Annotated in this window: 16 protein-coding genes and 2 tRNA genes; 12 read left to right on the forward strand and 6 right to left on the reverse strand. The window is 71.5% G+C overall.

All coding sequences use genetic code 11. The annotated features are described in order from the left end of the window. Positions 1-32: 32 nt before the first annotated feature. The 3 genes from ABZT74_RS30865 to ABZT74_RS30875 all read right to left on the reverse strand — a co-directional run bounded on the left by ABZT74_RS30865 (position 33) and on the right by ABZT74_RS30875 (position 3,620). Positions 33-2,117, reverse strand: coding sequence for an MDR family MFS transporter (locus ABZT74_RS30865; protein ID WP_356440326.1), 2,085 nt, complete (start codon positions 2,115-2,117; stop codon positions 33-35). A 144-nt stretch (positions 2,118-2,261) separates the two neighbouring features. Continuing rightward, positions 2,262-3,032, reverse strand: coding sequence for a precorrin-6A synthase (deacetylating) (gene cobF, locus ABZT74_RS30870; protein WP_356164500.1), 771 nt, complete (start codon positions 3,030-3,032; stop codon positions 2,262-2,264). A 54-nt stretch (positions 3,033-3,086) separates the two neighbouring features. Beyond that, positions 3,087-3,620, reverse strand: coding sequence for a DUF309 domain-containing protein (locus ABZT74_RS30875; RefSeq protein WP_356440329.1), 534 nt, complete (start codon positions 3,618-3,620; stop codon positions 3,087-3,089). 100 nt (positions 3,621-3,720) lie between these two features. On the opposite strand from ABZT74_RS30875, the gene ABZT74_RS30880 reads away from it, so the two are divergent. Beyond that, a tRNA-Pro gene (locus ABZT74_RS30880) sits at positions 3,721-3,797 on the forward strand. Positions 3,798-3,974: 177 nt separating this feature from the next. Here the strand turns inward: ABZT74_RS30880 and ABZT74_RS30885 are convergent. Beyond that, positions 3,975-4,511: an NUDIX hydrolase family protein gene (locus tag ABZT74_RS30885; protein ID WP_203659731.1), complete on the reverse strand. Its 537-nt coding sequence runs from the start codon at positions 4,509-4,511 to the stop codon at positions 3,975-3,977. Between the two features lie 203 nt (positions 4,512-4,714). Between ABZT74_RS30885 and ABZT74_RS30890 the strand changes: the two genes are divergently transcribed. From ABZT74_RS30890 to ABZT74_RS30905, 4 genes are all read left to right on the forward strand, one after another. Continuing rightward, the gene (locus tag ABZT74_RS30890; RefSeq protein ID WP_356440333.1) at positions 4,715-5,692 is read left to right on the forward strand and encodes a dioxygenase; all 978 of its coding nucleotides are present in this window, start codon (positions 4,715-4,717) and stop codon (positions 5,690-5,692) included. Then, positions 5,689-6,783 carry a maleylacetate reductase gene (locus ABZT74_RS30895; protein WP_356440336.1) on the forward strand — a complete coding sequence of 365 codons (1,095 nt, stop codon included), beginning with the start codon at positions 5,689-5,691 and terminating at the stop codon, positions 6,781-6,783. The genes ABZT74_RS30890 and ABZT74_RS30895 overlap by 4 nt, the downstream gene beginning before the upstream one ends. Positions 6,784-7,055: 272 nt before the next feature. Next, positions 7,056-7,823 (forward strand): NPP1 family protein, encoded by a 768-nt coding sequence (locus ABZT74_RS30900; RefSeq protein WP_356440340.1) that lies wholly within the window; start codon positions 7,056-7,058, stop codon positions 7,821-7,823. 116 nt (positions 7,824-7,939) lie between these two features. Continuing rightward, positions 7,940-8,013, forward strand: a tRNA-Pro gene (locus tag ABZT74_RS30905). Positions 8,014-8,104: 91 nt separating this feature from the next. On the opposite strand, the gene ABZT74_RS30910 is transcribed toward ABZT74_RS30905, so the two are convergent. Continuing rightward, positions 8,105-9,853, reverse strand: a complete 1,749-nt coding sequence (locus ABZT74_RS30910; RefSeq protein WP_356440342.1) for an FAD-dependent monooxygenase — start codon at positions 9,851-9,853, stop codon at positions 8,105-8,107. A 236-nt stretch (positions 9,854-10,089) separates the two neighbouring features. Here ABZT74_RS30910 and ABZT74_RS30915 point away from each other — a divergent pair, with 236 nt between their 5' ends. From ABZT74_RS30915 to ABZT74_RS30945, 7 genes are all read left to right on the forward strand, one after another. Further along, positions 10,090-11,214 (forward strand): SchA/CurD-like domain-containing protein, encoded by a 1,125-nt coding sequence (locus ABZT74_RS30915; RefSeq protein ID WP_356440344.1) that lies wholly within the window; start codon positions 10,090-10,092, stop codon positions 11,212-11,214. A 66-nt stretch (positions 11,215-11,280) separates the two neighbouring features. Next, positions 11,281-11,763 (forward strand): cupin domain-containing protein, encoded by a 483-nt coding sequence (locus tag ABZT74_RS30920; RefSeq protein ID WP_355871017.1) that lies wholly within the window; start codon positions 11,281-11,283, stop codon positions 11,761-11,763. Beyond that, positions 11,760-13,028 (forward strand): beta-ketoacyl-[acyl-carrier-protein] synthase family protein, encoded by a 1,269-nt coding sequence (locus ABZT74_RS30925; RefSeq protein WP_355871020.1) that lies wholly within the window; start codon positions 11,760-11,762, stop codon positions 13,026-13,028. Before ABZT74_RS30920 ends, ABZT74_RS30925 begins: the two co-directional genes overlap by 4 nt. Continuing rightward, the gene (locus tag ABZT74_RS30930) at positions 13,025-14,278 is read left to right on the forward strand and encodes a ketosynthase chain-length factor (RefSeq protein ID WP_356440347.1); all 1,254 of its coding nucleotides are present in this window, start codon (positions 13,025-13,027) and stop codon (positions 14,276-14,278) included. The genes ABZT74_RS30925 and ABZT74_RS30930 overlap by 4 nt, the downstream gene beginning before the upstream one ends. Before the next feature lie 27 nt (positions 14,279-14,305). Then, entirely contained in the window at positions 14,306-14,566 is a 261-nt protein-coding gene (locus ABZT74_RS30935; protein WP_355871026.1) for a phosphopantetheine-binding protein, read from the forward strand. Position 14,567: 1 nt separating this feature from the next. Then, positions 14,568-15,041 (forward strand): SRPBCC family protein, encoded by a 474-nt coding sequence (locus ABZT74_RS30940; protein WP_355871029.1) that lies wholly within the window; start codon positions 14,568-14,570, stop codon positions 15,039-15,041. Between the two features lie 27 nt (positions 15,042-15,068). Then, positions 15,069-15,401 (forward strand): TcmI family type II polyketide cyclase, encoded by a 333-nt coding sequence (locus ABZT74_RS30945; protein ID WP_355871032.1) that lies wholly within the window; start codon positions 15,069-15,071, stop codon positions 15,399-15,401. Positions 15,402-15,498: 97 nt separating this feature from the next. Here the strand turns inward: ABZT74_RS30945 and ABZT74_RS30950 are convergent, their stop codons facing one another. Further along, positions 15,499-16,536 carry a methyltransferase gene (locus ABZT74_RS30950; protein WP_356164490.1) on the reverse strand — a complete coding sequence of 346 codons (1,038 nt, stop codon included), beginning with the start codon at positions 16,534-16,536 and terminating at the stop codon, positions 15,499-15,501. Positions 16,537-16,624: the final 88 nt, after the last annotated feature.

Below are 16,624 nucleotides of genomic sequence, written 5' to 3' on the forward strand. Positions count from 1 at the left end.
GCCGGCGCGCCCCAGCAGGGCTCGGGCCACGGTCAGCCCGTCGAGGCCGGTTCCAGCTCCCGCGACCGATCGGGCAGCCCCTGGGTGAGATCCTCGACCAGCAGGCGCTTGGCGATGGTGTCGACGGCGGCGCGCAGTTCTGTACCGGACGGCCGGCCGACGTCCTGCTCGACGCGTTCCGCGAGCCACATGCCCCAGGCCTTGCCGATCACGCGTGCCTCGCGCTCACCGGCCGCCGTGTGGGAGAAGAGCGAGCCGTGCCGGGTGAGATAGCCCTCCTCGACCATCCGGCTGAACACCGGCACGAGGACCTCGGGCGGCAGATGGCGCCGGCCGGCGATCAGGTTGAGGTTGGCGTGGCCGACCATCCGGGTGAACAGCTCCACCTGCATCACGGCCCAGGCGCCCGCCACGTCCAGCCGGGTGTCCGACTCGTCGACGATCCGGCGGGCGGTCGCCATCTCGGTGCTCCCGATGATCTTCCCGACGGACGCCTCCAGCACCCGCTGGGAGTCGGTGCCGGCCGGCGACGCGAACCCCTCGCCCATGTCCGTCGAACCCAGCCGGGCGCTGTCCCGCAGCTCCACCTGCTTGAGGAAGAGCGCGACCACGAACCCGAGGAGCGCCACCGGAACCGTCCACAGGAACACCGTGTGGATGGTGTCGGCGTACGCCTCGATGATGGGCCGCGCCGCCCGGGCGGGCAGCCTGTGCAACGCCTCCGGGCTCTGCGCCGCCCGGGCGACGACAGCGGGCGGCGCCGCGCCGGACGCCGCGGCCGACCGTACGCCGTCGGCCAGGTTCGGCTTCAGCGCGTTGGTGTAGATCGTCCCGAAGACGGCCGTACCGAACGAGCTGCCGAGCGTACGGAAGAAGGTGACACCGGAGGTCGCCGTGCCGAGGTCGGTGTACTCCACGGTGTTCTGCACGGCGATCGTCAGGACCTGCATGGACAGTCCGATGCCGGTGCCGAGCACGAACATGTACAGGGACTCCAGCCAGGTCCCCGTGTCCGGGCCCATCAGGGACATCAGATACAGCCCGAGCGCCATCACGAGGGAACCGACGATGGGGAAGATCCGGTACTGCCCGGTCTTGCTGACCACGTTGCCGCTGAAGATCGAGGCGATGAGCAGTCCCACCACCAGTGGCAGCGTCCGGACACCGGAGATCGTGGCCGAGTCCCCGTCGACGTACTGCAGATACGTCGGCAGGAACGTCATCGCGCCGAGCATCGCGAAGCCCACGATGAAGCTGAGGATCGAGCACACCGTGAAGACGGGGTTGGAGAACAGCCGCATCGGCAGCATCGGCTGGGCCGCGCGCGTCTCCACCCAGCAGAACAGGCCGAGCGCGACCAGACCGCCCACGAACAGGCCGATGATGGCCGGCGATCCCCAGGCGTACTGGTTGCCGCCCCAACTCGTCCCGAGGATCAGCGCGCTCGCGCCGACCGCGACGAGCGCGATGCCCAGGTAGTCGATCACGGGCCGGGCCGCCGACTTCACCACGGGGATGGTGCGGGCCGCCGCGATCACCACGAGGATCGCGATGGGCACGTTGATGTAGAACGCCCACCGCCAGGTGAGGTGGTCCGTGAACAGCCCGCCGAGCAGCGGTCCGATGACCGTGGCCACGCCGAAGACCGCGCCGATCGCACCCTGGTACTTGCCCCGCTCGCGCAGCGGGATGACGTCCGCGATCAGGGCCATCGCGGTCACCATCAGACCGCCCGCGCCGATGCCCTGCAACGCCCGCCAGGAGATCAGGAGCGTCATGTTCGTGGCGAGGCCGCACAGGAACGAACCGGTGATGAAGATGATCGCCGACGCCTGGAAGACCACCTTGCGGCCGAACAGGTCACCGAACTTGCCGACCAGCACCGTCGCCACGGTCTCGGCCAGCAGATACGCCGTCACCACCCACGACATGTGCGCCGCGCCGCCCAGGTCCGACACGATCGTCGGCAGCGCGGTGCCCACGATCGTCTGGTCGAGCGCGGCGAGGAGGATGCCCAGCACGATCGTCGCGAAGACGATGTTGCGGCGCCGGCCGTCCAGCACCGGCGGTCCGGGCGCATCCGCCGCGGGTGGCGCCGTATCCTCGGTGATCGTCACACCCGCCACCCTCACACCGGTGGGCTCTCCGTGCATGCGGGATCACCCGCCCGGCGTACGGGCCGTGGCAGGAGCGTCCCGGCCCCCCGCACGCCCGTCCCGCCGCCTGATCCGAAACGACGGGCGTCGGCCGAACGACGGGCCCTAGTCCCGCGGATTCCGGCGCAGCAGGTAGGTGTCCATGATCCAGCCCTTGCGCTCCCGGGCCTCGGCGCGCAGCCGCTCGATCCGGGGTGCCGTCTCGGCCAGCGGTCCGGACGCGAGGATCTCGTCGGGGGTGCCGATGTAGGCGCCCCAGTAGATGTCGACGTCCTGGTCCGCGTACCGCCGGAACGTCCGCTGCGCGTCGAGCATCACGACCACGTCGTCGACGCCCTCGGGGAAGCCCTCCGCGAGGCGCCGTCCGGTGGTGATCTGCACGGGCCTGCCGACCCGGTTCAGACCGGTCCGGTGCCGGGCGACGAGCGCCGAGACACTGCTGATGCCGGGCACCACGTCGTACGAGAACGCCACGGTCTCCCGCTCCTGGATCTCCTCCAGGATGCCGAGCGTGCTGTCGTACAGCGCGGGATCACCCCACACCAGGAACGCGCCGCTCTCGTCCTCGCCCAGTTCCTCGGCGATCAGCCGCTCGTAGATGGCGCCGCGGGCGCTGCGCCAGTCCCCGACGGCCGGCGAGTACGCCGCACCGCCCGCCGTCCGGTCGCGGTCCGGGTCACGCGCCTCGACCAGGCGGTACGTCCCCTCCGGCACGTGCGCCTCGAGGATGTCGCGGCGCAGCCGGACCAGGTCGGACTTCACCTCGCCCTTGTCCAGGATGAAGAACACGTCCGTGCTCCTCAGCGCCTTGACCGCCTGCAGGGTGAGCTGCTCGGGGTCGCCCGCTCCGATGCCGATGACATGAATCTTTCGCACCCCCGGAGTCTGCCCCACGCCCGGGACGCCGGACGCACCGCGTCCGGCTCCGCGTCAGCCGGCCGGCCCGCGCAGCCGCGGGGAGGACGCCACCGCGTCGACCGGGCCGCCGTCGCGCTCCACCGAGTCCGCCAACTCCCGTGCCCAGCCGACGAGTTCGGTGAGCCGCAGATCGTGGGGCCGGACCCGGCCGGACTCCGTACCCCACTCCTCGACGGCCCCGGCGCCGCGCCGCAGCAGCCGGGCGCCGCCCGTCGTGTTCCCGCGGGCCGCGTGGGTGAGCCCCACGGCGAGCTGTGCCAGCCCGCGCCAGAGCCCCCGCTCGTCGTCCGGACCGGACTTCCAGGCGTCCTCGAACACCTCGTGCGCGTGGAAGGGCCGTCCCGCGTCCAGCAGGGTCTGGGCCTCGGTGACCGACTCCTCGGGTGCGCGCACGACGCCCTCCGGCTGGCGCTCCACCCCGGCCGATCCGTACGGCAGGGGGCGGCCGAGGCCGTCACGGGGCCGTGCGTTGCGCGCCCGGCCCTCGGGGTCCCGGTCTCGTCCGCCGGCCCGCGGTGTCCGTGGTGTCGGTGATGGTCCGCTCATGCTCCGATTGTCCCGCTCTCCGCGCCCCCTGCGGGGCAGCCCCCGACGTGGGGTAAAGTTCTGTTCGCACGATCGCGCGGTTCACCGCGCGGGAACGCACCGGGACGTGGCGCAGCTTGGTAGCGCACTTGACTGGGGGTCAAGGGGTCGCAGGTTCAAATCCTGTCGTCCCGACCAGCTCTCGAGCAGGTCGGAGGCCGTTTTCTCACTCACGAGAAGACGGCCTTTTCCGTTTCCCCGTCGCCCCGTGTCCCCGTGCCCCTTCGTTCCGGGTGTCCCCGTGCGCCGTCGCCGTCCGGTGGGCCGGATCGGGACCGATACCGGCCCCCGGTCGGGAACGGGCGCCCGCGGATGTCAGGACAGGCAGCCGACGTGGGCGAGAGCCTGCCGCAGCAGCACTCCGTGGCCGCCGGGCATCTCGTCCGCGACCATCGCCGAAGACGCCTCCTCGGGGCTGAACCAGACCAGGTCGAGCGCGTCCTGCCGGGGACGGCAGTCGCCGGTCACCGGGACGATGTAGGCCAGCGACACCGCGTGCTGACGCGGGTCGTGGAACGGCGTGACACCGAGCGTCGGGAAGTACTCGGCGACCGTGAACGGCTGCAGGGAGGCGGGAACCCGGGGGAGCGCCACCGGGCCGAGGTCCTTCTCCAGGTGGCGCAGCAGCGCGTCGCGGACCCGCTCGTGGTGCAGCACCCGGCCGGAGACGAGGGTGCGGCTGACCGTCCCGTCCGGACCGATGCGGAGCAGGAGCCCGATGTGGGTGACTTCGCCGTTGTCGTCGACGCGCACCGGCACCGCCTCGACGTACAGGATCGGCATGCGGGCGCGGGCCGATTCCAGTTCGTCGCGGGACAGCCAGCCGGGCGTGGTTTCGGTCAAGTCAGACATTGCTTGATCATACTTTCCGTGCGTCCGGTGCGTGCGTGTTGCTCGGGTCAACCATGCCTTACGGAAAGGGTGATCACGTATCCAGCGCGTCGGCCCGGCTTGTCGGGGCCCGCACGCGGCCGTCGTGGGGCGGACGGCCAGGACACCGGCGACGGGTGCGCCGGCTCGGCGCTTCCGGCCCGGACGGCCTCTAGCCTGTGCACGTGCCTGGCAGTACGACCGAGGGACCGGACCATGGGAGCGGCATGGCGGACGACTTCAGCAGGGGTGTCAGTACGGACATCAGTACGGACATCAGTACGGACGTCGGTACGGGCGTCGGTACGGACTTCACGACCGAGATCACCGAAGCGGTCGTCGACAGCTTCGCGGGCACGGCCGACCCGCGGCTGCGCGGGCTGCTCGGCGCGCTCACCCGTCATCTCCACGACTTCGTCCGGGAGACGCAGCCGACCATGGAGGAGTGGGAACAGGCCATCGGCTTCCTGACGACGACGGGGCGCACGTGCACCGAGACCCGGCAGGAGTTCATCCTCCTGTCGGACGTACTCGGGGTCTCCATGCTCGTGGAGACCCTGAACGGCCATCGGGACCCGCGCGCGACGGAGTCGACGGTGCTCGGCCCGTTCCACATGACGGCGTCGCCGCCGCGTGAACTCGGCGCGGACATCGACCTGACGGGCACCGGCGAGCCCTGCGTGATCGAGGGCCGGGTGCTGGCGGGCGACGGGACTCCGCTGCCCGGCGCGGTCCTCGACGTGTGGCAGGCGAACGGCGAGGGGTTCTACGACGTCCAGCAGCCGGACGTCCAGCCGCCGGGCAACGGGCGGGGGCTCTTCACGGCCGACGCCGAGGGCCGTTTCCGGTTCCGCACCTGTGTCCCGAGCCCGTACCCGATCCCCACCGACGGCCCGGTAGGCGCCCTCCTGAAGGCCACCGGCCGTCACCCCTACCGCCCCGCCCACATCCACTTCATCGCCTCGGCCGCGGGTCACGCCCCCGTCACCACGCACATCTTCGTGGCGGGCAGCGCGCATCTCGGGTCGGACGCCGTCTTCGCCGTCAAGAAGAGCCTCGTGCAGGACTTCACCGAGACCGACGACCCGTCGCTGGCACGGGAGTTCGGCGTCGCGAACCCCTTCCGGCACGCGCACTTCGATCTTGTACTGGAGCCGGAATGAGCACCCGCCCCGACAGCCCGCTCGACTTCTCCTACGAGACCCGGCCCGCCCGGGTGGTGTTCCGGGCCGGCGCGGCGGTGACCGCGACGCCGGGCGAGGCCGCGCGACTCGGTCTGCACCGGGTCCTGGTGGTGTGCGGCAGCCGGGGCGAGGACGTCGCGCGGTCGGTGGCGGACGCCCTCGGCGACAGCTGCGCGGGAGTGCACGCGGGTGCCCGGATGCACGTCCCCGTGGAGGTGGCCGACCGGGCCGTCGAGGCGGCGCGCGAGGTGGGTGCGGACGGCTGCGTCGCCGTCGGCGGCGGCTCCGCGATCGGCCTCGGCAAAGCGGTCGCGCTGCGCACCGGCCTGCCGTTGATCGCCGTGCCCACCACCTACTCCGGCTCCGAGATGACGTCCGTGTGGGGCCTCACCGAGCACGGGGCCAAGCGCACCGGGCGCGACCCGTCCGTACAGCCGCGCTCCGTCGTCTACGACCCCGAACTCACCCTCGCCCTTCCGGTGGCGCTCTCGGTGACCAGCGGCGTCAACGCCCTCGCGCACGCCGTCGAGGCGCTGTACGCCCCCGACGCCTCCCCGCTCGTCTCCCTGATGGCCGAGGAAGGCGTCCGCGCGATGACCTGCGCCCTGCGAGGGGTGGCGGAGGCGCCGGCCGACCCGGAGGCGCGCGGGCGTGCCCTCTGCGGCGCCTGGCTCTGTGGCGCCTGCCTCGGCGCGACCACCATGGGCCTGCACCACAAGCTGTGCCACGTGCTCGGCGGCACCTTCGGACTGCCGCACGCCGAGACCCACACCGTGGTCCTGCCGTACGCCCTGGCCTACAATGCGTCCGCCGCGCCGGGGGCGATCGCCGCGCTGTCGCGGGCGCTGGACACCGATGACGTGCCGCACGCCCTGCGGCAGTTCGCGGGGGACCTCGGCGCGCCCCGCACGCTCGCCGAGATCGGCCTGAGGGAAGCCGACTTGAGCCGAGCGGCGGCCGAGGCGGCCGCGGACTCGTACCCGAACCCGCGCGAGGTGACGGCCCACGGCGTCCTGGGGCTGCTGACGGCGGCGTACGAGGGATGGGAGCCGCGGGCCGCAGGCGAGTAGCGGCTCCGGGGGCGGCGGTCGTCGGTTCCGGGCCGCCCCTGCCCCGGCGGCGGTTCGACAGCAACTGGGCTGTGGAGTGGGCGAGTTGGATGCTCGCGGTGTCCGGATCACCCCAAGAGTCCGGCGCGGGACCCGCATTGGCTGATCCTTCATCGCTCGGACACCCGCGGGCTCTGGCGTTTTCCGGGCACGCCCGGAAAGCTGATCCGGGCATGCCAACCTGACCGCGTGGTGTGCCCCGCCCCCACGCCGCGGTCCATCTGGAGGACGCAGTGAAGAGAAGCTCGCGGATCCGCAGGGTCTCGCTCGTTTTCGGCAGCGCCGTCGCGCTCGTGGTCGCCCTTCCGGGCACCGCCCTCGCCGACCCGCCCAAGGCCCTGCCCGCGAACGCGGACGGACTGGAGCAGACGTTCCAGCCGGCCTTCGACTACGACACCGACGGCTGCTACCCGACGCCCGCCATCGGCCCCGACGGGACGGTCAACGGCGGCCTCAACCCCTCCGGCGCCCTGAACGGCCAGTGCCGCGACTCCTGGGACCTCGACAACACCAACGGCTACTCCCGCGAGAAGTGCAACAACGGCTGGTGCGCCATCATGTACGGCCTCTACTTCGAGAAGGACCAGGCCGTCGCGGGCAGCGGTCTCGGCGGGCACCGCAACGACTGGGAACACGTCGTGGTCTGGGTGCAGGACAACGAGGCCAAATACGTGTCCACCTCGGCCCACGGCAACTTCAACGTCTACGGGCGGGACCAGATCCGCTGGGACGGCACGCACCCCAAGGTCGTCTACCACAAGGACGGCATCGGAACGCACTGCTTCCGGCCCGCGAACACCAACGACGAGCCGCCGGAGAACCACCAGCACACCTGGCAGTTCCCGTCCCTGGTCGGCTGGAACGGCTACCCCGCCGGGCTGCGCGACAAGTTGAGCGCCTACAACTTCGGCAGCGCCGTGTTCGGCCTCAAGGACGGCAACTTCAACGCGCACCTGGTGAAGGCGAAGCCGGCCGGCATCACCTTCGACCCCAACGCCTGACGAGCGGCCCGGTGACCCCCGCTGTGCTGGGACGATGACGGTGCGTGCGGAGGCACCCACCGAGGTGCGGTAGGGTTCGGATGCGCGATCACACGGGACACCGGGTGACGGCGCATCGGGACGTGGCGCAGCTTGGTAGCGCACTTGACTGGGGGTCAAGGGGTCGCAGGTTCAAATCCTGTCGTCCCGACTTTACGAAGTCGTCGGCCGGAGGCCGTATCGGGTGACCGATACGGCCTCCGCCCGTTTCCGCGCCCGCCGAGGCGCGGTCCGTACGAGGATCAGCCGCAGTCCAGGACCGTGGTGAGCGCCTCCCGCAGCGCCGCGGCGGGGTCGTCGGACGTCCCCGCGGACCGCCAGGCGACGAACCCGTCGGGGCGGACCAGCACCGCGCCGTCTCGTGAGACGCTGTGCAGCTCCGCCCAGTCCGTGTCGCCGGCCGGTGCCAGCTCCGCCTCGGGCCTGCCGCCGACCCGGTAGGAGTCCAGCGGGACGTCGAGCCGCCGTGCCACGTCCAGGGCCGCGTCGTGCCAGCCGCCGCTGCCGTCCGCCGAGCTGAGCAGCACCATGGACCGCTCGTACAGGTCGAGCGTGGAGACCCGCTCGCCCGCCCGGGTCAGCCACTGGTGCGGCGCCCGCGTCCCGGGTTCACCCGTCAGCCGTACGCCGTCGGGCACCACCGGAGCCGTCTGATCGGCGCCCACCACGGCACCGCGCGGGTAGCGGTAGGCGAGTGCCACGTTGAGGATCCCGCCCTTCCTGCCGCCGGGACCCCCCGGCCGCCCGGAACCGCCGGGACCGCCCGGACCGCCGGGACCGGAAGCAGCGCCCGGACCGGCGGGAGCCCCGGTACCGGCGGGGCCGCCCGCGGCGAGAGACGGCGTGTAGCCCGGGTGGCTGTGTTCGACCGAACGCGACGAGGCCCGTGCGCTCGTCGCCTCCGCCACCGGCCGGCGCTCGGCGTCGTACGACGCGAGCAGTCCCTTGCCGGCCCAGCCCCCGATGACCGCGGACAGCTTCCAGGCCAGGTTGTGGGCGTCCTGGATACCGGTGTTGGAGCCGAACGCGCCCGTCGGGGACATCTCGTGCGCCGAGTCGCCGGCCAGGAACACCCGCCGGTCCGCGTACCGTTCGGCGACCCGCTCGGCCGCGTGCCAGGCCGCCCGTCCGGTGATCCGCACGTCCAGGTCCGGCACGCCCGTCGCCCGCCGGATGTGCTCCACGCACCGCTCGTCGGTGAACTCCTCCAGGGTTTCCCCCTGTTCGGGATGCCAGGGGGCGTGGAAGACCCAGTGCTCCTTGTTGTCGACCGGCAGCAGCGCGCCGTCCGCCTCCGGATCGGTGAGGTAGCAGACGATGAACCGGCGGTCGCCCACGACCTCCGCGAGGCCGCGCGAGGTGAACGTGACGCTCACGTTGTGGAACAGGTCGCCCGGCCCGGTCTGTCCGATGCGGAGCGCCTCACGGACGGGACTGCGCGGTCCGTCCGCCGCGACCATGTAGTCCGCGCGGATCGTGGTGTGCTCGCCGGTCTCGCGGCTCTTGACCTTCGCGGTCACCCCGTCGGGGTCCTGCTCGAACGACATCAGCTCCGTGGAGAACCGCAGATCGCCGCCCAGTTCCCGGGCGCTCTCCAGCAGCACCGGTTCGAGGTCGTTCTGGCTGCACAGGCACCAGGCGCCCGGGCTGAAGCGGGCCAGGCCGCCGCCCGCGTCGATCTCCTTGAAGAGCCACTCGCCCGCGTCGCCCACCAGGGTCGGCGTCTGCAGGATGCCGTGGTTGTCCGCCAGCACCGAGGCGGCCTCCTCGATGCGCCGCTGCACCCCGGCCGCCCGGAAGAGCTCCATGGTGCGCACGTTGTTGCCACGCCCGCGGGGATGGATCGAGGTGCCCGAGTGACGCTCCACGAGGATGTGCGGCACGCCGAGACGGCCCAGGAAGAGCGAGGTGGAGAGCCCCACCAGAGAGCCGCCGACGATGAGGACGGGCGTGCGGTGACCGATCTCGCCGGCCCCTTCGAATCGGTTCATTGACTGCCTCCATGCGTCGCCTGCGACGTGATGGGAGATGAGGATGCCGATTCCATGCCCTGTGGGGACCGGTTCGCGCGTCGGGGGCACCCGGATGGCGCGCGGTTCACTCGTCCGACCCGTGGGGCTCGCGCACTCGGGACGTCGCGTCAACGATCAGCTCATGGCGGCCCCGGCCTTTTCGGACACCGCGGTCGTTCCTCGCTTTCCGTGACCAAGAGGAGAGGTGTGCCGGAATGACCATCTCGGGACGTATCTCGCAGTCGGCCTTCGACGGCTCCAGGCTTCGGGTGATTCTGCTGCTGGACCTGTACGAAGGGGCCCAGGAGCAGTTCCTCGAGGCGTACGAGCTCATGCGCAACCAGGTCGCCTCGGTGCCCGGTCACATCAGTGACCAGCTGTGCCAGTCGATCGAGAACCCCTCGCAGTGGCTCATCACCAGCGAGTGGGAGAGCGCGCCCCCGTTCCTCGCCTGGGTGAACAGCGAGGAGCACGTCGAGACGGTGCGGCCGATGCACAGCTGCGTCCGGGACACCCGGTCGATGCGCTACAGCATCCTGCGCGAGACCCACCCGGCCCAGGCCCTCACCGGCCGGCCGGCCTCGCCGGCCCCGCAGGTGGAGGCCCGCGTCGGCGACGGCGTCGCCCGCCACGCCCTCACCTTCACGGTGAAGCCCGGCTCCGAGTCGAAGGTCGCCGAACTGCTGGCCGGCTACACGTCGCCGCAGGCCCAGGTCGACGACAACACCCGGCTGCGCCGCACCTCGCTCTTCATGCACGGCAACCGCGTCGTACGCGCCGTGGAGGTGGAGGGCGACCTCCTCGCGGCCCTGCGCCACGTGGCACGCCAGCCCGAGGTGCGGGCGGTCGAGGAGGCCATCAACCCGTACCTGGAGCAGGACCGGGACCTGAGCGACCCGGACTCCGCGCGCGTCTTCTTCACCCGGGCGGCGCTGCCGGCCGTGCACCACGTGGTCTCCGGCCACGAGGAGCCCGCGCGGCTGCGGCGGCACGCGCTGTACTACCCGGCGCGGCCGGGCTGCGGCACGGAGCTGGCCAAGTTCCTCGCCCAGCAGGACGAGACGGCGGCCGACGACCGGGACAGCCCCGTGTACCGCAGCACCGTTTTCCAGCGCGACGACATCGTCGTCCGACTGATCGACATCGTGGGCGAGCTCGACCAGGACCCCGTCGCCTCGCTCGGCCTCAAGGGCCCCCAGAAGGCCGCAGAGCTGGAACGTCTGCTCGACGGAGCCGCGATCGGCGTCGAAGGCGCGCTGTCGACGGAACGCAACACCAACCGTCTGCTGTCGCACGCCGACATGCTGCCCGTCACCGACCGCAGCGCCTCGGACTCCTGAGGACCCCCACCGCCAGCGTCCGCGGACGTCCCACCGGCGTCCCGGCCCCACCCGGAGGAACCAAGCATGATCAACAATCATCCACGCATCGTGGACCTGAGTGAGACGGAGCCCAACCGCAGGCGCGGCGGGGACGTCCGGGCCATGCTCACGCCCGCCACCGCGGGGTCCACCAGCGGTTTCATGGGCCTGGCCATCATGCAGCCCGGCGAGCGCATCAGCGAGCACTACCACCCGTACTCCGAGGAGTTCGTGTTCGTGGTGAACGGTGCCCTCGAGGTCGACCTGGACGGCGAGGCGTTCGCCCTCCAGCCCGACCAGGGCCTGCTCATCCCGATCAACATGCGGCACCGCTTCCGCAACGTCGGCGACACCGAGGCCCGGATGGTCTTCCACCTCGGCCCGCTCGCCCCGCGTCCGAGCCTCGGCCACGTCGACACCGAGGAGACGGACGACAGCCAGCCCGCTCCGCGGTTCGCCACCACCGGGCCGGACCTGTCCGCGCCGGACCACGGACAGCCGTCCGAGCGAAGTGGGGCCATACAGTGACCCGGCGAGTGGCCGTCACCGGCATCGGTGTGGTCGCTCCGGGCGGAACCGGGACGAAGGCGTTCTGGGATCTCCTCGCAAGCGGCCGCACCGCGACCCGCGGCATCACGCTCTTCGACCCGACGGGACTGCGCTCCCGTATAGCCGCCGAGTGCGACTTCGACCCGCTCGCGCACGGACTCGACCCGCAGCTCGTCCGCGACGCCGACCGCTACATCCAGTTCGCGGTCGTCGCCGCCGGGGAAGCCGTCCGCGACGCGGGAATCGACACCGCCGAGCAGGACCCCTGGCGCGTCGCCGTCTCCCTGGGCAGCGCCGTCGGCGGCACCACCCGGCTGGAACACGACTACGTCAAGGTCAGCGAGGGCGGCAGCCGGTGGGACGTCGACCACCGCACCGCCGACCCGCAGCTGCACCTGGCGTTCTCGCCCAGCACGCTCGCCTCGGTCGTCGCCGAGGAGTTCGGGGCCCAGGGGCCGGTGCAGACCGTCTCCACCGGCTGCACCTCCGGACTCGACGCGGTCGGCTACGCCTTCCACACCATCGAGGAGGGCCGGGCCGACATCTGCATCGCCGGCGCGTCCGACTCCCCGATCTCCCCGATCACCATGGCCTGCTTCGACGCCATCAAGGCCACGTCGCCCGACAACGACGACCCGGAGCACGCCTCACGGCCCTTCGACGCCCACCGCAACGGGTTCGTCATGGGCGAGGGCGCCGCGGTACTGATCCTGGAGGAGTACGAGCACGCCAGGGCCCGCGGTGCGCACATCTACTGCGAGATCGGGGGCTACGCCACCTACGGCAACGCCTACCACATGACCGGTCTGACCAGTGAGGGACTGGAGATGTCCCGGGCGATCGACACCACGCTCGACCAGGCCCGTCTCGACCCGACACTGATCGACTACGTCAACGCGCACGGCTCAGGCACCCGGCAGAACGACCGCCACGAGACCGCCGCCGTCAAGCGCTCCCTGGGCGACCACGCCTACGGCACGCCCATGAGTTCCATCAAATCCATGGTGGGCCACTCGCTCGGCGCGATCGGTGCCATCGAGGTCGTCGCCTGCGTCCTCGCGCTGAAGCACCAGGTCGTACCGCCCACGGCGAACTACGAGACCCCGGATCCCGAGTGCGATCTGGACTACGTGCCGCGCACCGCCCGCCCGCGGAAGCTGAGGAACGTGCTCTCCGTCGGCAGCGGTTTCGGCGGGTTCCAGTCCGCGGTGCTCCTGACCGGGCCGGCTGGGAGGACACGATGACCACGCAGCGTACGCAGCGACCCGGGCGCGCCGCCGTCACCGGCATCGGCGTCATCGCCCCCAACGGACAGACCGCCGACTCCTACTGGAAGTCCGTCAGGGAAGGCCTCGGCGTCCTCGACCGGATCACCCGCGAGGGCTGCGGCCATCTGCCGCTGCGCGTCGCGGGCGAGGTCCGGTCGTTCGAGGCCGCGGACCTCATCGAGGAGCGGTTCCTCGTCCAGACGGACCGCTTCAGCCACTTCGCGATGGCCGCGACCGTCCTCGCCCTCGACGACGCCGGCCTCGGTGACGTCGACCCCGAGGAGGCGTACGACATCGGCGTCGTCACCGCCGCGGGATCGGGCGGCGGCGAGTTCGGCCAGCGCGAACTGCAGAAGCTGTGGGGCCAGGGATCCCGGTACGTCGGCCCGTACCAGTCCATCGCCTGGTTCTACGCCGCCAGCACCGGCCAGATCTCCATCCGCGGCGGCTTCAAGGGACCCTGCGGTGTGGTCGCGAGCGACGAGGCGGGCGGACTGGACGCCGTCGCCCACGCCGCCCGCGGTGTCCGGCGCGGCACCGGCGCGATGGTCGTCGGCGCGGCGGAGGCCCCCCTCGCCCCGTACTCGATGGTCTGCCAGCTCGCCTACCCCGAGCTCAGCACCGTCGAGGACCCCGCTCGGGCCTACCGTCCCTTCACCAAGGGAGCCTGCGGCTTCGTTCCCGCCGAGGGCGGCGCCATGTTCGTCGTCGAGGACGAACACCGTGCCCGTGAACGCGGCGCGACCGTCCGGGCCGTCGTGGCCGGACACGCGGCGACGTTCACCGGCGCCTCCCAGTGGGAGAGGTCGAGGGAGGGACTCGCGCAGGCCATCCGCGGGGCCCTCGCCGAGGCGGACTGCGCACCGGAGGAGATCGACGTCGTCTTCGCGGACGCCCTCGGTGTCCCCGAGGCCGACCGGGCCGAGGCCCTCGCCATCGCCGACGCCCTCGGCGCGCACGGGACCCGGGTCCCCGTCACGGCACCCAAGACGGGCATCGGACGCGCCTACTGCGGAGCGCCCCTGCTCGACACCGCGGCCGCGGTGCTCGCCATGGAGCACGGCCAGGTACCCCCCACCCCGAACGTGTTCGACGTCTGCCACGACCTCGATCTGGTGACGTCGGACGCCCGCCCCGCCGAGCTGCGGACCGCCCTGATCCTCAGCAGGGGACTCATGGGCTCCAACGCGGCGCTGGTCGTGCGCCGCGGTGACTCCGCCCGCTAGTCCGGGCGGCAAGTGAGGAGAACACGCATGATCACCACCGAAGTGACCTTCGACGAGCTGGCCGCGCTGATGAAGAAGGCGGCCGGGATCACCGTCGACCCCCAGGAACTCGCGAACGCGTCCGACGCGCCCTTCGGCACCCTCGGACTCGACTCGCTGGGCCTGCTCGGCATCGTCGGCGAGCTGGAGAACCGGTACAGCCGGCCCCTCCCGCCGGACACCGAACGCTGCAAGACCCCCCGCGAGTTCCTCGACCTCGTCAACGACACCCTCAAGGCTGGAGCCTGACGTGCCCGGACACACCGACAACAGCATCACCATCGACGCCCCTCTCGACCTCGTCTGGGACATGACGAACGACATCGAGAACTGGCCCCAGCTGTTCAGCGAGTACGCCTCGCTCGAAGTCCTCTCCCGGGACGGCGACTCGACGACGTTCCGCCTCACCATGCACCCGGACGAGAACGGGAAGGTGTGGAGCTGGGTCTCGGAGCGCACCATGGACCGCGCCGCGCGGACCGTCCGGGCCCGCCGCGTGGAGACGGGGCCCTTCGCGCACATGAACATCCGCTGGGAGTACGAGCAGACGCCGGGCGGCACCCACATGCGATGGGTGCAGGACTTCGCGATGAAGCCCGAGGCCCCGGTGGACGACGAGTGGATGACGGACAACATCAACCGGAACTCCGCCACGCAGATGGGTCTCATCCGGGACAAGATCGAGCAGGCCGCCCGGGAGCGCCGCAGCGCCCCCGTCAGCTGACCCACGGCACACAGGAAGGACCGTCCGATGCACCACGCCCTGATCGTCGCCCGTATGGCGCCCGGTTCGGCGCCCGCGATCTCTGACGTGTTCGCCGCCTCCGACCGCGGCGAACTGCCGCACCTCATCGGGGTCAACCGGCGCAGCCTCTTCCAGTTCGGTGATGTGTACTTGCACCTCATCGAGTCCGAGCGGGACCCGGCGCCGGCCATCGCGAAGGTGGCGGGACACCCGGAGTTCCGCAACGTGAGCGACGAACTGGCCGCGTACGTGAGCGCGTACGACCCGCAGACGTGGCGGAGCCCCAAGGACGCCATGGCCCAGTGCTTCTACACCTGGGAGCGCAAGCCCGCCTCCTGACCGGGCGACACGGCACATACCCGAGGCCGCCGGCTCCGCGAGAAGCGGAACCGGCGGCCTCGGGTTTTCCGGGTTCTTTCGAGGGCGTCCGGCCGGGTCAGGCGGGGACCGTGCACTCGAAGGCGTGCAGATACGCGTTCACCGGGCGGACCTCGCCGATGACCAGGCCGGCTTCCGTGAGGCGGTCGACCATGCTCTGCCGGGTGTGCTTGGCGCCGCCCACGTTCAGGAGCAGCAGCAGGTCCATGGCGGTCGTGAACTTCATCGACGGGGTGTCGTCCACGAGGTTCTCGATGACGATGACCCGGGCGCCGGGACGCGCGGCCTTGCGGACGTTGGCGAGCGCCCGGCGGGTGCTCTCGTCGTCCCACTCCAGGATGTTCTTGATGATGTACACGTCGGCCTGGACCGGGATGTCCTGGCGGCAGTCGCCCGGAACGATCCGCACCCGTTCGGCCAGCGCCCCGCCGTCGCGCAGCCGCGGATCGGCGTTCTCCACCACGCCCGGCAGGTCGAGCAGCGTGCCGTGCAGGGCGGGGTGCTTCTCCAGCAGGCTGGCCACGACCTGGCCCTGTCCACCGCCGATGTCCGCGACCGAGGTCACGCCCTCGAGGTCGAGCAGCTCGGCGACGTCCCGTGCCGACTGCGCGCTGGACGTGGTCATGGCGCGGTTGAAGACGTGCGCGGACTCGGGTGCCTCCTCGTTGAGGTAGGCGAAGAACTCCCGGCCGTACACGTTCTCGAAGACGTTGTCGCCGGAGCGGACCGCCTCGTCGAGCTGCGGCCAGACCGCCCACGTCCACGGCTCGGTGCACCACAGGGCGATGTACCGGAGGCTGTGCGGGTCGTCCTCGCGCAGCAGCCGGGACATCTCCGTGTGTCCGAAGGTGCCGTCCGGGTTCTCCACGAACACGCCCTGGCAGGACAGGGCGCGCAGCAGCCGGCGCAGCGTGTGCGGCTGGGTCTTCACCGCGGCCGCCAGGTCGTCCACCTCCATGGGGCGGTCGTCGAGCGCGTCGGCAACGCCGAGGCGGGCGGCGGCGCGGACGGCGGCGGCGCAGGCCGCTCCGAACACGAGCTCCCGCAGCCGCATGGGCGGCGGGGGAGTCTGGTCGACCTGTTCGACTGTCGTCATGGGATGCCTCGCTTCTGGTGTCGTGCTGTACGGGGGAGGGAGGGAGACCGGTCCGGTGCCTACGGGGACGGCGGGACCGGGGTCGTGG

The sequence above is a fragment of the Streptomyces sp. NPDC005302 genome (assembly GCF_040607345.1).
GTDB lineage: Bacteria > Actinomycetota > Actinomycetes > Streptomycetales > Streptomycetaceae > Streptomyces.